The sequence below is a fragment of the Xenorhabdus bakwenae genome (genome assembly GCF_030272115.1).
GTDB lineage: Bacteria > Pseudomonadota > Gammaproteobacteria > Enterobacterales > Enterobacteriaceae > Xenorhabdus > Xenorhabdus bakwenae.
In genome coordinates, this window is record NZ_CP119194.1 from 2,352,915 (window position 1) to 2,368,867 (window position 15,953).

Annotated in this window: 10 protein-coding genes and 2 pseudogenes; 1 reads left to right on the plus strand and 11 read right to left on the minus strand. The window is 44.5% G+C overall.

The features are described from left to right. Positions 1-144 precede the first annotated feature (144 nt). The 4 genes from PXH59_RS11890 to PXH59_RS11905 form a co-directional block, all read right to left on the minus strand. Entirely contained in the window at positions 145-1,578 is a 1,434-nt protein-coding gene (locus PXH59_RS11890; protein WP_285808498.1) for a serralysin family metalloprotease, read from the minus strand. A gap of 537 nt (positions 1,579-2,115) precedes the next feature. Next, positions 2,116-3,213, minus strand: a complete 1,098-nt coding sequence (rlmM, locus tag PXH59_RS11895; RefSeq protein ID WP_285808500.1) for a 23S rRNA (cytidine(2498)-2'-O)-methyltransferase RlmM — start codon at positions 3,211-3,213, stop codon at positions 2,116-2,118. Further along, entirely contained in the window at positions 3,206-3,601 is a 396-nt protein-coding gene (locus PXH59_RS11900; RefSeq protein ID WP_047771266.1) for a DUF423 domain-containing protein, read from the minus strand. Before PXH59_RS11900 ends, rlmM begins: the two co-directional genes overlap by 8 nt. 43 nt (positions 3,602-3,644) lie before the next feature. After that, positions 3,645-4,568 (minus strand): transcriptional regulator GcvA, encoded by a 924-nt coding sequence (locus PXH59_RS11905; RefSeq protein WP_047771267.1) that lies wholly within the window; start codon positions 4,566-4,568, stop codon positions 3,645-3,647. Between the two features lie 409 nt (positions 4,569-4,977). Between PXH59_RS11905 and csdA the strand changes: the two genes are divergently transcribed. Further along, positions 4,978-6,186, plus strand: a complete 1,209-nt coding sequence (csdA, locus tag PXH59_RS11910; RefSeq protein WP_285808505.1) for a cysteine desulfurase CsdA — start codon at positions 4,978-4,980, stop codon at positions 6,184-6,186. Positions 6,187-6,371: 185 nt separating this feature from the next. Here the strand turns inward: csdA and PXH59_RS11915 are convergent, their stop codons facing one another. From PXH59_RS11915 to PXH59_RS11940, 7 genes and pseudogenes are all read right to left on the minus strand, one after another. Beyond that, on the minus strand, positions 6,372-6,818 hold the full coding sequence (locus PXH59_RS11915) for a VapA/VapB family virulence-associated protein (protein WP_047771271.1): 447 nt from the start codon (positions 6,816-6,818) through the stop codon (positions 6,372-6,374). Positions 6,819-7,090: 272 nt separating this feature from the next. Continuing rightward, positions 7,091-12,157 carry an RHS repeat domain-containing protein gene (locus PXH59_RS11920; protein WP_285808508.1) on the minus strand — a complete coding sequence of 1,689 codons (5,067 nt, stop codon included), beginning with the start codon at positions 12,155-12,157 and terminating at the stop codon, positions 7,091-7,093. Positions 12,158-12,219: 62 nt separating this feature from the next. Continuing rightward, a complete protein-coding gene (locus PXH59_RS11925; protein ID WP_285808509.1) occupies positions 12,220-13,335 on the minus strand; it encodes a hypothetical protein in 1,116 nt (371 codons plus the stop codon). Between the two features lie 410 nt (positions 13,336-13,745). After that, a pseudogene (locus tag PXH59_RS11930) lies at positions 13,746-13,841 on the minus strand (IS1 family transposase); the annotation flags it as partial. A gap of 2 nt (positions 13,842-13,843) precedes the next feature. Further along, positions 13,844-13,939: an IS1 family transposase gene (locus tag PXH59_RS20100; RefSeq protein ID WP_072059817.1), complete on the minus strand. Its 96-nt coding sequence runs from the start codon at positions 13,937-13,939 to the stop codon at positions 13,844-13,846. Between the two features lie 273 nt (positions 13,940-14,212). Next, a complete protein-coding gene (locus PXH59_RS11935) occupies positions 14,213-15,526 on the minus strand; it encodes a sodium-dependent transporter (RefSeq protein ID WP_047771275.1) in 1,314 nt (437 codons plus the stop codon). 38 nt (positions 15,527-15,564) lie between these two features. Beyond that, positions 15,565-15,726: pseudogene (locus tag PXH59_RS11940) on the minus strand (branched-chain amino acid transport system II carrier protein); the annotation flags it as partial. Positions 15,727-15,953: the final 227 nt, after the last annotated feature.

Here is a 15,953-nt window from a genome sequence, read left to right on the forward strand (position 1 = left end):
ACCGACAGCCACAAAGTAAGAAGTCCACCCTTTCCACCTTTCCACCTTTCCACCTTTCCACTTTTCCACTTTTCCATCATCTCCATAATACTGCCGTATCCTGCGGGGAAGTACGGCAGTATTCTATTAACGTGATGACATCAATCAGACAATGAAATCTGCTTCGGCTAACGGTTGACCAACAACTTTCACCAGAAAATCGTTGCCAGCCAGATCACCACCAAGACTGATTTCCAGATCGGTGACCTCATTCACTTCATCGTAAGTGAACAGCACTTCGCCCGCTTTACCTGAGAAGGAATCGACAAATTTAATATCGCCATTACCCCCGAAATTGAACTCAGACAGATCGATCTTGTCTTCACCAGAGACGAAATCGTGGATCCAGTCTGGATTGTCTTTCAGAGATTCTTTGCCATCCAGATAAACAAAGGTATCGTTGCCTTCACCGCCCCACAGATGATCACCGCCCAGACCGCCATAAATGATGTCGTTGCCGGCACCACCTTTCAGAATGTTATCTGCGCTGTTACCCACCAGAATGTCATCGCCGCTGCCGCCAATCGCATTCTCAATAACAACACCACGGGCGATAGAAACGTTACCTTTCAGGCCGCCAACATCAGAGAAAGCACCTTCATTCAGGTTGATACGCTGATTTTGATTAAAACCAGAGAAATCAAAGGTATCTTCACCTCCCGCATCCCAGACACTGAACACCAGTTTGCTGTCAGCATCCGTTGCGGTCATAAAGTCGCGGTCAGTATTGGAATTGAAACCATATATGGTATCTCCCTTACGGGTTTCCATATTCGCACCATACAACGCCTGAATGGCAGAAATATCATTCAACAGAGGTGCCGATGAATATTCATATTTAAAATCTTGGCCGGTATATTTTTCACTGAAATAACTCATGACCGTATAGGCACGAGTATCTTCGAAATATTCTGCTTTAGTGATATAGCCTGGACGCACTTTATCAGAAGCATCATAATCGGCAGGATGGTCCAGTCCTAATGCATGACCAATTTCATGAGTGAAAGTTTGACGGGCATAACCATTCACATCAATATCATTGTCTACAAACGTATGGCTTTTAGCGTGATACCATGTAAAAGTGTTTTTTTGTCCTTGTGGCAAATTTGCAAATGCATAATCATCGTTGTCACTATGATCAAAGAAACCAAAAGTGATATTCGCTTTTTTAACACTACTGACTTCGGTAAATTTAATATTGGCAACATCAGACCAGGATTGTAAAGAAAGTTTCGCTGTTTCTTTTTGTTCTTCATTAAAAGCACTGAAGCCAGAAATTTCAAACAACGGCATGATAGCCGGTGTCGATTCCATGAAATGATACGATAATTTCAAGGTGCCAGTAGAATCAACATACTTATTGGACCACTTATAATGACCCCGCAGAAGTTTATCAGGTGCATTGTCTCCTAATGGATCATGAGCAACCCGAATAGAGGTGTCGTAATTGGGAACATAGGCTTTAAGAAATGAATTAACCTCCTGAGCGGAATTGGAATCAGATAACTCCGTATAGGTATACTTTTTCTTTGAGACCATATAAATCTCCTGTAAAAACAAGATAAACACCCTAAAGATCCGAAATTTTTATAATAACGGCGGTAAGAGTTTTAAATTCTTTCTAAGACCCACTTAGAAATAAAACTCCAGAACAAAATAGCGTTAGTTACTGTCTGTGTAAAAATAATTAATATACTTTTTTAGAATACATATTGAACAAATTTAATTTATGTAATTAATTATTAATTTCACAATGAAATTTTTTTGATAATAAAAAAACAACATAATTTAGTAATAAATAATGTTGTTTTTATCTGCTGAAAATTGATCTTAAGAAAGAATTATCTCTTTACCTGTTTTTTCCCTACTTTTTCCCTATTTTTTAAAGGTGGGTTATTTTTTATTCAACTTGAAATTAGTTCCACATCTCTGGGTTTTACATTGCGTATCTGGGATAAGGGTAACCGAAATAGCTGAATTAAGTGGTATGACAACAGATAAATAGGATAATAAGACAATAGATAGAATAAATAAGTGCTGCCAATAAGGCAGCATATTTAACAATAAAGAGTGGTATCAATAATCCCGACTGGTTGCATACACAGACCAGATCCGACGGACATGTACCGTGATCTCTTCACGATCGTGATACAGGTGTTTCGCCTGAATCTGTGCATTCACCCCATTTTCTTGCAATTGCTGTTCTATTTTCAGCAAGATATGCGCCACTTCCTCATAACGCTTCTTCATCGGCAATTTAAGATTAAAAATAGCCTCACGACACCAACTGTTTACCAGCCAATCCGTCATAAGTTGGGCAACTTTGGCCGGTTTCTCAACCATGTCACAAACCAGCCAGTAAATGTTTTTCACTGCCGGCTCAAACTTAAAGCCATCGACACGATGATGCTTCACCTGGCCTGTTTCCATCAGGCTATCCGCCATCGGGCCATTATCGACCGCATGAACCATCATGCAGCGTTTCACCAGCTGGTAAGTCCACCCCCCCGGACAAGCTCCGAGATCCACAGCATGAAGGCCGCTATCCAGACGCTCTTCCCATTCATCATAAGGAATGAACACATGAAAGGCCTCTTCCAGTTTCAGCGTTGAACGGCTTGGGGCATCTGAAGGGAATTTCAGGCGGGGGATGCCCATATAGAAACGGGAGTTGTTGTTGCTGTTGGAATACCCGACATAACAACAACCGGGAGCGATGAAAAAGACATGGATCACAGGGCGACCCGCGTTTTCCTTTGCCAGCAAAAGTTTTTCCTGCCGCATTGCATTACGCAGCGGCACCGTAAACTTACGGCAAAATTTCATCAACTCCTTGCCTTCATTGGTATCCGGCACTTCCACTCGCAGCTCACCCGCTCTTTCAACAACACCGAATAACATGCCAATAATCGGTGTAATGCGATCTTCCGACGGTAAATCTTTCAGCAATTCACCCACAACCAACATTTGACGGGCAAAAATCAATTCACTGAACGGAACTTCACGGATCAGACGATCCGCATCATCCGGCTGATAACATTCAAACAGCACATATCCACTGTTCTCTTTCACGCGGGCGAAACCGTAGATTTCTTTCTTACCCGCTTTATCGGTAATTTCCGCCGCACACTCTTTTTCAAAACCCGGACGGCAATATAAAGCAACTTTATTCATGGCTAGGCGCCGATTTCCTTAGACGCAGAGCGCCAATTAATACACATAACCACCCAATGAGAAAACAGAACCCACCGATTGGTGTCAAATAAACCAGAAATTTTAGCGGTAAAAAGGCCAGACAATAAAGGCTGCCACTAAACAGCACAATTCCCGCCGTAAAAAAAATCCCACTCCAACCAAACGGCGCTACAGGCTGACGCATCAACAAAGCGGCCAGAGCCATCATGGCGAGTGTATGTAGCCCTTGATATTGCAGGCCGGTATGAATCCATTCCATCTGGCGTGGTGTCAGAATGGGTGCCAACATATGTGCCCCCATCGCTCCCAGTGCCACGTAGAAAAAACCACTGATCCCAACCAAAATCAGCATGATTCGACTGCTCATCACACAGCTCCTGTTTCTGTTTATCAGCTATTGGGTATCACTATTAAGTCTGTTGGGTAATAAACCCTAACCTTTCTTGTTCCGTCGCGGCTTGCGTCAGTATCCATTTGCGGAAAGCCGCGATCTTGCCCAATTCTGCCTGATTATCGTGGCAAACCAAATAAAATGCATTCTTACTGACTAAAACATCATTAAATGGATAAACAAGACGCCCTGCATCAATTTCATTTTGTGCCATCACATTATTGGCCAGGGCAACACCCTGACCATGCACGGCCGCCTGGATCACCATCGCGCTATGGCTGAATATCGGTCCCTGCTGAACATTAATCTGCTGCTGCATATCAAGCTGGCGGATATAGGCTTGCCAATCCCGTCGGGATGAATCATGCAATAAAGTATGATTGGCGAGATCTGAGGAGGTTTTCAATGGCCGATCACCTGCCAGCAATGCCGGAGAGCAGACAGGTAACAGATATTCAGGATAGAGGCGATCGGTTCGCAACCCCGGCCAGTTACCCCGACCATAAAAAATTGCGACATCAACATCATCAGCCAGTTTATCTTCTTCCCGATCCACTGCCTGAATACGGACATCAATCCCCGGAAAACTCTGATGAAAACCTGAAAGCCGGGGCACTAACCACTGAATCGCAAAACTGGGAGATAAACTGACCGTTAACGCGCCTTTGGCACTGCGAGCCTGGAGTTTACGGGTTGCGTCATTGATGGCGGTAAAAATTTCCTTGATATCGAGATAGTAACTCTGTCCCTCTTCCGTCAATAATAACGAACGGTTACGACGACGAAAAAGCTTCAATCCCAGAAAATCTTCCAGACTTTTCATTTGATGACTAACCGCAGCCTGAGTCACAAATAATTCTTCTGCCGCTTTAGTAAAACTTAAATGACGGGCCGCAGCATCAAAAACGCGTAACGCATTGAGTGGAGGTAAACGTTTAGACATGTTCGTTTCTTATATAATGGTGATGATACCGGTAACTCTTTTCATTTAGTTATTAGTTTTTTTAATCCGAATCATTATAATTTGTCCATTGATGATATACCAGCAAATCCCTATAGTGTGCGCACTTCCTATAGCCGGAACGAAAAGTCTCTTTGTAGCGATACATTGGTGCTTTTGGCTTTGTGGTTGTGATGTTGTGTTTGCAAGTTGTCTGGAAAACCAGACTTTGTAGCATATGCTACTGTTTTTTTTTCACTTCCTGTACATTTACCCTGTCTGTCCATAGTGATTTTTTTATGCACCGCCGATTGCGGTGCTTTTTTTTCCTGCCTTCTGCTGTAGAATCCTTCTTTCCCTGATTAAAGCAAAACTTATTCTTTATCACACAACGATTAAATCAGCAGCGTTTATGAAAGCCTTTGACTCAGAAAAATTCCGCCAGCAATTTCCTGCCCTGCAACAATCCACCACATTTCTGGATAGCGCAGCTACGGCATTAAAACCGGCATGCATGATTGAGGCGACCGGAGATTATTACCAACACCACAGTGCAACAGTACACCGCAGTCAACATGCCACTGCGCAGGCCATGACTGCCCGTTATGAGCAGGCCCGTTCTCTGGTGGCGGAATTGATCAATGCGTCATTACCTGAAGATATTATCTGGACAAAAGGGACGACTGAGTCCATCAATCTGGTTGCCCAAAGTTACTTTCGCCCTCGCCTGAACGTCGGGGATGAAATCATTGTCAGTGAACAGGAACACCACGCTAACCTGTTACCGTGGCTGATCCTGGCGGAACAAACCGGCGCCAAAATCGTTCAATGGCCGATTGGCAATCGACGCCAACCAGAAATCGGAACCCTGGCAGAACTATTGAATGAAAAAAGCCGCTTAGTTGCCATCAGCCAGATGTCTAACGTTACCGGTGCTGCCGTAGATTTGGCACAAGTCACCGCACTCGCCCATCAATATGATTGCCGTGTTCTGGTCGATGGTGCTCAGGGGATCGTTCACGCGCCTGTCAATGTACAACAACTGGATATCGACTTTTATGCTTTCTCTGCCCATAAACTGTATGGCCCAAATGGACTGGGTGTGTTGTATGGCAAAAGTGAATTACTGAATGCGATGTCACCGTGGCATGGCGGTGGAAAAATGCTGACTCAAGTCTCGTTCGCGGGTTTCACACCGGAAGCCGTACCTTACCGTTTTGAAGCGGGAACACCCAATATCGCCGGCGTGGTTGGCTTTGCCGCAACCCTGGAATGGTTGCAAGCGATTGATACCCAGCTCGCTGAATCCCACGCGATTGCGCTGACAGATTACACCGAACAACAACTTAGTACTCTGGCGGGCTTTAACAGTTACCGTGTGGTGGGTTCCAGCGTGCTGGCTTTCAATATCGCCGGAATACACCATAGTGATTTAGCGACGCTGATTGCCGAACAAAATATCTCCCTGCGTTCAGGCCAACACTGTGCCCAGCCATTGTTGGATGCCCTTGGGATCAGCGGCTGTCTGCGCGCTTCATTCATGCCTTATAATAACCAGCAAGATGCGGATAGATTGATCAGTGCCGTAAAATTTGCACTATCACTGCTGATGGATGATTGATATTGTCCTGTTATCAATTACCTCATTATAAAAGCCCCAATCCGACTTCAAGATGCGTGTTATATTTCCCCGCTGTGCGGGGAAATATAAGGCCTCGCGGCGTCTTGCGGATGGCAACTTGAAGTTTATCGAGTATAGCACTCTACTCATCATTGGACTTAACTGAAATTGCATATGATAAATCATTAACTCCATGAACCTGATCCACCACCAATGCCTGATATAGTGGAAATAGCGGCGCTTTGGAAATGACCAAGCAAATGACTGTGTGAATCAAAGAAAAGTAAACTAAAGTATACGGGCGAGGCATTAAACTCGAAACTGACAGTATCAGAATAAACTTTACCTAAATCTTCTGTATAAACATAGCCTTCCATCCAGGCAAAACCGGGAGAAGTCAGCCCACCGGCCTTCCCACTAAAAGACTTTTTATCAATATTTACTTCCAGGCTAAACAGTAGGAAAAAAACGATGCCTTGTACATCACCTGTCGTGTAATATTTATCATTACTTGAAGAAGCTATTCTTTTTACGGCCTCACCAATAACATTGGGTTCCAATTTATCCTTTGCATATTGTTTAAAATCCTCAATGATTTTAAATTTTATTTCATTTTGTTCTACTTCGTTCATAATATTATCCTCTTTTATATTCCATAAATGGAGAAAAAAACAACAGCCAAAATATATTATTTTATTTATCATATTCTTAGGCATAAGAATAATATACCAATCCAACTTCAAGATGCGTGTTATATTTCCCCGCGCAGCGGTGAAAAATAAGACCTCGCGTCGTCTTTCGGCTTGCAATTTAAAGTTTATTGAGTATAAGCTGATTAAGCATTAATGCATTTTTAACTCACAATCATTAACCTCAAAATCATTATAAAATTCAATATCAACAGCTAAAAAAACATATTATATAAAAAAGAAAAAACAAATGATTCCTGAAGATAAATAGAATTTATTATTTGTTGTATCCTATGTTCTTGCTGAGGAAATCTCAGTGTTAAGTCAGCGGCTGCCCAATCTTTAAACGCCCCTCTATAGTTGCTCATCTGCCACACTTGTAGTATTAGCGACATTATTGAATCATCAAAAGGGGTGTGAGTTGTAAAATGACAATCAATGATTGAACGTATTAGATTAGTATTGGTAACGTGTGTTACAGCAGAATTATCAGTAATAAATTGTCCATATAACCTTAAATAAATATTATCTGTAATATTCACATGGGCACTTTGTCCAGCTAGAAAAGTTACTGGAACAGTATTATTTATTCTCCATATATCCCTTCTGGAAGTTTCCCAAAAACCTAATTTCAAAACATTTCCAAAAATTTCTTGATACTCGTGACTCTCAACTGTATTAGTCAGTCTATCTATATTAATTTCGATATTATTTATCGGGTTATTACCTCTGACTTCCACAATATCACTGCCAACCAGATCCTTAATCTGTCTGAAACCGCGTACATACTCTGTTTCCATGACAGCCTGAGCGCCAGCCGTAGTGTAACTATGACTACTTCCCGCCGCCGCCGCACCTCTGCCACTCAGCCCATGAGAAAAACTCTCGGTCAACCTTTCACCGGTCTGCCGCATTCCCCGCGCCAGCCCGCCCAGCAGCCCACTGCCCAAACTTAATGCCCCCAGAGCGAGGGATACCCAGCCCAGCACCGCTGATTTCTGCGGGTTGCTCTCTTCCATCACCGCACTGGCAATCCCGGTGGCATCGCCCAAAAAGCCGATCCCCGCTAAAATCGCGCTGCTAAGAGTCAGAGACGCACCTCCCGTCGGGATCACCGTTGCCAGCCCGATGACCAAACCTATCGTCCCAAAGACAATGCCCAGAATACTGCCTATGCTCATTTGCCCGCTGGGATCGCTCCGGTTTATCGGATCACCCAAACAGTATGCATATGGGTTCAGCCCTCCGGCACCAAACGGACTTAAGCTGTCCGGGGCGGTAAACCGCATCAGTACCGGATTGTAGGTACGGTAGCCATTGCCCAGATGATAACCGCCGCCCACCGGATCGAAGGCTTCCCCGGTATACGCTGGCTGAACGGAGTCCTGTTCGTCTGTTGCCTGCTGTCCATACGGCGTGTAGCGATAGCGGGTCAGGGTATCAGGATGCTGTTGTCTCATCAGCACACTGCCCTGCCCGTCAGTACCCAGTAAGTGTATGCCACTGTCGGTGACTGTTGCCGCCAGCACCCCGTTCGCCTGTACTCGCTGGGTTTCTGCCCCGCTTTCCCGCAGCACTTCCATCACCCGCATGTTGCCCTGATAATACAGTTCCTGCGTCTGCGTACCGTTCAGCCGTTGCAGTGCCAGCCGGCCTGCCGCATCGTACCCGTAATCACAAGTGTTTTCGTTCAGCTTGGCTGATGTGAGCCTGCCCAGCGCATCGTAGGTAAGCTCTCGCCCGGTCTCATCCCGGATCAGCCGCCCATTCTTATCGTAAGCCAGAGTGATTTCCGCCGGATAGCCCGGATGGGTATGAGTAATACGCTGTAACTGGCAGGTATCGGACGGGCTGTAACTGAACGTCGCCGTATCACTGCTGCCATCCGTCAGCGTGGTGATACAGGTCAGGATATTACCCAGCCGATCATAAGTGAACTGCTGGCGAGCCAGTGTCATACCATAAGCATCCCGTGGGCACTCGCTCCCTGTGCACTGATAATCAGTCAGCCAGCGGCGGGCAGTATCGTAAGTGTAGCTTTCCTGCCGTAACAGGCCGGCCTGTTGTGATCGGGTCATCCGGCTCGCTAACTGACCGATAACGGTATGGGTCTGCGTCAGTGTCAATATGTCAGTATCGCTTTCGATCCGGCGTTCCGTTTCCCGGCCAAAATCATCCCAGTTCAGCGTGGTCATCAGTTGCTGCGTTGTTTTTTTATCCTGTATCGTCCAGAGGTTAACCCGGCTGGCGGCATCATAGGAAAAGGTCATGCGGAGGGCATCGTCAGCCATTTCAACCGGCCGCCCCAGCGTATCAAAACGCAGCCGCCGGCTTCGGCTTTCTGCCGTTGAAAATCCCCGGTATTCCGTCAGTCTGCCAGCCGGCGAGTAACTGTATTCTGCGTTCCGAACCGCTCCCGCGCCGGGATCGTCAAAACACACACTTTCTTGCTGTAACTGCCCGGCAGGGGTATAACTGAGTTGCTGAGTAACCTGCTGTGCCGTCACCGCCCGAATCATCGCGCCGGTTTTAGCCTCATAGGTAAAGTTCTGTTGGATACCCGCCGTGATCATCTGGAGCAACGCGTTGCCCAGCAGGGGTTCGTACTGCTGCTGCGATGTCTGCCCCTGCGCATCGGTGATCGTTGCCGGTGCAGGATTACTGGTCTGATAGGTCGCCCGTTGGGTACGGTCGCCAACCGTGGTAGATATCGCCCTGTGCAGGCTGTCAAACTCACGGATACCCAGCACTTTTCCGTCGGCTTCTATCTGCGTCAGTAACGCACCGACGCTGAACGGCGCATAACTTTTGCGCACTATGGTGCCATCGCTGTACTGGATCACTGATACCCGGTTAAATACATCATAACGGTATTCGGTCTTCTGCCCCTGCGCATCCACCGTGGCGCGTAATCGGCCCAGTCCGTCATAATCGTTCTTTTGCTGGCTGACCTGTTGTCCCTGACTGTCATATTGCGTTACGGTCAACGGCTGGTGCCGCAGGTCGTAGACGGCTTCTGTATAACCGAACGACAGGCCATCCGCTTCCGTTTGATGCCGAGTCGTCAGAGTGACCGGATCATACTCCTGCCGCAACCGTTTTCCGGTGTCATCCGTTACCCGGCAAGGTTGCCCCCAGTTGTCGTAAGTGGTTTGCTGACGAATGGAAACCGGCCTGGCCTGTGCCTCTTTTTCTGGATCTGTTCCCATTGGTAACCAGTCATGGTACGTTTTCGCGATAACCCGTCCCCAGCTGTCCCGTTCGGTGTCTGAAACCTGACGCCAGCCCGCCGCTTCCTGCCCTTTCGCCAGTATTTCCTGCTGATAAGACTGTCCTTTTCCGTCAAGCCGGGTGCGCATCTGATTGCCCCAGACATCCTGTTGGGTGGTGGTGAGCACGTTATCTTCTTCAATAGTATAAGTAAACTGAGTATCGCGGGCGTAATCCGTGTCGGCATTATTCACATGTTTCAGCAGGCGTCCCAGTGCATCATAGGTATAGTGTGCCGTACAACTCAACGGGTCTTGTTCACGCAAGATTTTTCCACTGACACACGATATTACCTGCATGCCACTGACGGTCAGCCCGTCATGTCCGCACCACTGCATGGTACTTTGCAGCTCTCCGTCTGCCAGGCTGTAGCTGAAACGCTTCTGGCTGGTCCAGTGCTGCGGGGTGTCCGTTGAAGTGTTATCCGGCACACTGTAGACCGTTACTTCAATCAATGCCAGCCGCCCGTGGTAGTGAGGCTGATCTGGCTGATCCACATAATGCGTTTGGCTGGCTTGCAGTAACTGACTGCCGCTGTACATTTCTTGCCGGGTACACACCACAGCATATGAGTTCGGGCTGCCGGAACGGGTGGATAAGGTATCATAACGATAGTGCACCTGATGCACCGGTGCATCGTCATAGCCAGCTGTCGGTGCTGGCGTTACTGTTTTAGATTTCACGTAACGCACAAACCCGTGCGGATCTGCCGGGCACAGGTCGGCTTCCCCTTCTACTGGGTAATATACCCATTCAGTACGGGTGCCGTCCGGCGCTACCTGAACGGTCGGGTTGCCCGCCGCATCAAATTCAGTCTGCGTCACTTCTTCCCGCTGGCCACTGTCACTGATAAAACGCACAGTAGCGGATTGCGGTAACTGGAACTGCGGCTGCTGGTTATCAAAACTCTGTCCAATGCGGGCATAATATTTTGTCTCGTGCTGACGCTGACAGCTGTTTTGCTGCACGTTTTCTGAAATCAGCAGATGGTAATTATTGTAAAGCCGGGTAATATGCCGCTGTTCTGTGCCATTATTCCAATGCTCGGTTGAGCCATAGTGATAATTTGTCAGGACACCGTAGAGATAGTCATCATCCTCATTCCAGCTCTCATGACTGCCATACCCCAGAAAATTATATTCGGTATATTCATAGTTCCTGATGACATCAGGATTTCGCTTAGTTTGTTGAGTGTGTCGGGTGACATAAGGCAACGGCGGTAGATGGGCGTGACTAGGGAAGTCATGCCCCTCAAAATCGTAATCCACAAATTCAGCAATGCCGGTCGGTGATGAAATCCGGGTTAAGAACCCGCTGTCTGAGTCATACCCCAGTTCCCAGCTTAATGTTTGGTCACCCGCCTCATTATGGATATGAGTAACCCGGTCATTCTCAAAGTCTAACCGGATAACATAAGATTCCGGTGTGTCGGGCCAGACCATAATACGGGTATAGATAGCCGCTTTATACTGGATTTTTAACAGCACCTGATTTTCGTCTGATACTGTAACAAGGCGGGGGATTCCCCCCATTCCATAATCCCAGTTCAGTGTCAGAGTACACCCCAGTGGGTTGATAATGTGAGTGGGGATTTTGAGATCACAGAGATTCCGGGGACCGGTCAGTATTTCCACCTGACCGGATTTATGGATCACTCGGTAAACATTTTGTCCGACATCTTTTTCAAACCGAATAACATCCTGTTTGTATTGTTTCAAAAAGACCCGGTCATCGGTTTCAAATACTTTATACCGTTCGCCGGTTGAAAGCATTAACAACCGGTTTTCAGCATCATAGTGCGTGAGTCCCAGCGAAAAACCGATGCCAAAACCAATATCGCTCGAATTGAGCGGGCTATAAGACAGTGCAAAAGTCTGCTCTGGACCAAGCTGGTTATTGCCGATAAGGTGTGCCAGCGGCATCGCGTAATTAAATAACCCGGTACGCGGATCGACACGGCCCGTTGCTGTGCTCTGAAAATTAGCGGCCTGGGAGAAAAAATTATCACTCATCTTTGTCACCTATCTTTCTTTGAGAACAGAATATTTTGGTCGTTAAAACTCTATAGACCGTTTTACCCCTCCTGTAGGTGAAATTCGTTCTCACTATCCGAGACATCCATGATAATTTTTAGCCAGACTGATTCATTGCCATAAATATCACGAAATTTAAATTGTGGAACCTGGTTAGCTTCATCAACCCAAAAATTGTTTATTGGTTTTTTGAAATAAAGTCGACTCAAACTAACAACATCAGTACGTGGTGTTGTGTCTATTTCTACTTGTGGGGTCGCTTCCCTGGTTATAGAGATACCAGAATCACTAAAATAATCTTTTTTAGACTGATAATCAGCGCCAGCCGTTCTCTTGGCTTTATATTTCCCCCACAGAAACCAAAGATAAAGTTGATCATCTTTTGTATGATGAGTAAACCTTCGGTAATCATATCTGGAAATATCGTTGTCGTTTATCGTATTTTTAATATCAACATCATGAACAGAAAAGTTATAACTATCATTAATATAGATGTAATGATTATCTTGAATCCATTCCAGATCCTCAAATTCAATTACTGTACGTGGGCTAACAAATGGACCACCGGGTTCAACAGTGGTCACTTTACATTTATATGTACCATTAGCGACATTTTTTTCTGTTTGCCTCACCAGACCATTAGCATGATAAATAATTTCTTTTCGCCCCGTAACAGAAATGTGGGATCCCTTGCCATGTTCATCATCTGATAAAAATGTTTTCCCATCCAATGTCACTCTTGCTATTATTTCGATGGTTTCAATTGCTGTTGTTTTTAGCCAATAAATTTTTTTCTGAGCTTCAGGTTTATTATTGAATGAATCTATTTCATCAGGTGATAAATTTGTGTTTTCTGTCAGGCCTTGTTGTGGAAACTGGTGCAAATAATCATTTTCCTCAGAACTGTATGACCACTCACTCGATAATTTTTCATCTGTTATTTTATTAACCAATTCAATACTATTTAATTGTTCATCAGATAATTTTACTTCCTCATCATAATTATCCGTCGTAGCTTGTATATTAATCACAATACCAAGTTGCATATTTCCATTCGCGAATAGCACACCTTCTCGGCGACCATCAGATACCACAATATTAAAGGTAGGCAACCCTTCTATTTTTTTAGATAAATTATTCTTTAGTTGTGTTTTCATTATGATTTCCCTCTGGGAAAGAACAAAATAACTGATTACCCTGATGATTCTTTGATTTTTCCACAATGCAATATAGAAATACACTGAGAATAATACCATAAAAATACAATATTATTAATTAAATTAAAATTCACACCCAATATGACACACTGCATTCAATTAAAAATTGATAGCGACACCCATAATCAATATTGGTATATATAAATATTAGACCACGTATTAAAGTATTTCCAATAAAATAATAAAAATAAATATCCCATTAATTAAAATTATATAAATAAAAGATAAAAAATCCATCAAAATAACAACAAATTATTTTCATTGATCTATTTTTTATAAGACTACTTCATGACATGAATTTATTTAAATAATTGGAGTGATGGATCACGTATTCACCCCGTTGAGCCGCCTTAAATAGAGTATTCCCTTTTGATAAAAGTGCCGATAACTTTGTCATGCCTCTCCGGGGATTTTGAGTAACCGAGTGTTTTACGGTTCAACAGTTTGGTTATGGATAGCGTTGATGCCCTGCATCGCCTTTATCGTGTTTTTTGACGAATTCCGTTTGCTGACAAAATCGACATTTTATTTCAACCGTCGCCATTTAATCTCTCCGAAAAAAGAGCGATGATACATAATCATCAACGGGTTGAATACGTGACCAGAAAAACCCATAGCCCCGTTTCATGCTTAAGAATATAAGCACACCTTCCATTTGAGGGATCCGGCGATTTTAGGCGTTTTGATGACAGCTAACGGGCGGTTTTGGTGGATAAACTCGCCCGTTTAAATTTTCACCTAAAATGCAACAGTGTCGCAAAATTGCAGTATCATTCTCTATCAAATAAAAATGGATGAAAGATGATACTTAACACAATCAAATAAGTCCGTGTACCAAAATCACCCCGATACATAAAGGTCCGACATATCGCCATATAAAGCGTAAACACTGACGCTTGCGCAATGACATGTTATCCGGTATTAGTGCATTGACCTTACGTGACCAACCAAATACGAGGCAGATGATAATCCCGAATAATGGCATGAGGACATTGGAAGTAATAAAGTCCAGCATGTCGAAGATGGATTTTCCACCTAATGTGACGTGACTTAGAGGACCAAAAGATAAGGAAACAGGTATCCCCATTAACATAATCGATGCCGTGACTATTAAGCTTGTTTTACGGCGCGACCATTGAAAACGCGTCTGAACATAAGCAACGATGTGCTCAAGTAATGAAATTGCTGAGGTCAGTGCGGCCATTAATAATAATAAAAAGAAAATGACGGCTAAGATTGAGCCACCAGGAAGACTGGCGAAATAAATTGGCATCGTCATAAACGTTAATCCAGGTCCCGCATTTGGTTTTAAACCAGCAGCAGCCAAAGCAGGAAAAATCATCAGACCAGCCAATATACAGACCAAGCAGGAGAGACTGACAACCCAAATACTCGATTTACCAATGCCTTTGTTATTAGGCAAATAGGAACTGTACGTAATGTGGATCCCTAAACCAATAGACAGTGAAAAAAATGCCAGCCCTAATGCATCTAAAACACCTTTTCCGGTCAAGCTATTAAAGTCTGGGTATAAGAATAATTTTAACCCTTCTGATGAGCCAGGTAAACGGATGCCAATAATAATTAACACTATCATGATCAAAAATAACAGTGGCATCATGACCTTAACTGATTTTTCCAAACCTTTTTGCACACCCGATAATACAACGAAACAGGTTAGCCCTGAAAAGGCCAGATGGGCGATTATCGGCCACCACGGATTGCTGATGAAATTGGTGAAAATAGATGTCAGTTGAGAAACATCTGTAATATTCAATTTCCCTGTACTTGCCATCACCGTGTAGCCTATAGTCCAGCCACCGACAACACTGTAGAAGCTATAGATACACCATGAACTGAATACACCGATAAGGCCAACCCACCCCCAGTGTTTACCCAGTAATTTTTTAAACGCATTAACGGCCACTTCACCCGTACTGCTTCCCAGCATGTTCTCAGCCAACAGAACCGCTAATCCAATCACAAAGCTAAACAATAAAAATACAACCAGAAACGCACCGCCGCCATTTGTTGCTGAAACATACGAGAATTTCCAAATGGCACCAATGCCAACGGCAGAGCCGGTTGCTGCTAATATGTGCCCCAGACGGGATGTCCATTGTTGACTCATGCTAACCCCCGAATAAATACTGTGTTAGCACATGTACTCAGGCCCATAACCGTGAGCAAAAAACCAGCAGCAGTGCGCCGAACATGCTCACCTGCTTGCAGGTGAACCATAGGCAGGATGATATTTCTTGTCCCGACGAACAGGGCAAAGGTTATAAAGCCCAATGCCCAAATATCTTTAGATGATAAACGGTATGTCATAATAATCGTTAACTTATTGTTGTAAAAATAATTGCAAATGTAATAGTAACTATCACAACCTCTTGAATTTCCATTGACGAAACTGGATTCTGATTTAACAGTCAGTGATAAACATCCTATTCACTGATATTCGCAAGATACAGAATGATAGTAGTAACATCAAAGAGATTATCTTGAAGCATTAACGGAGAAGAGTTCGCTGACCATATGTAACGCCCATCGCCAGA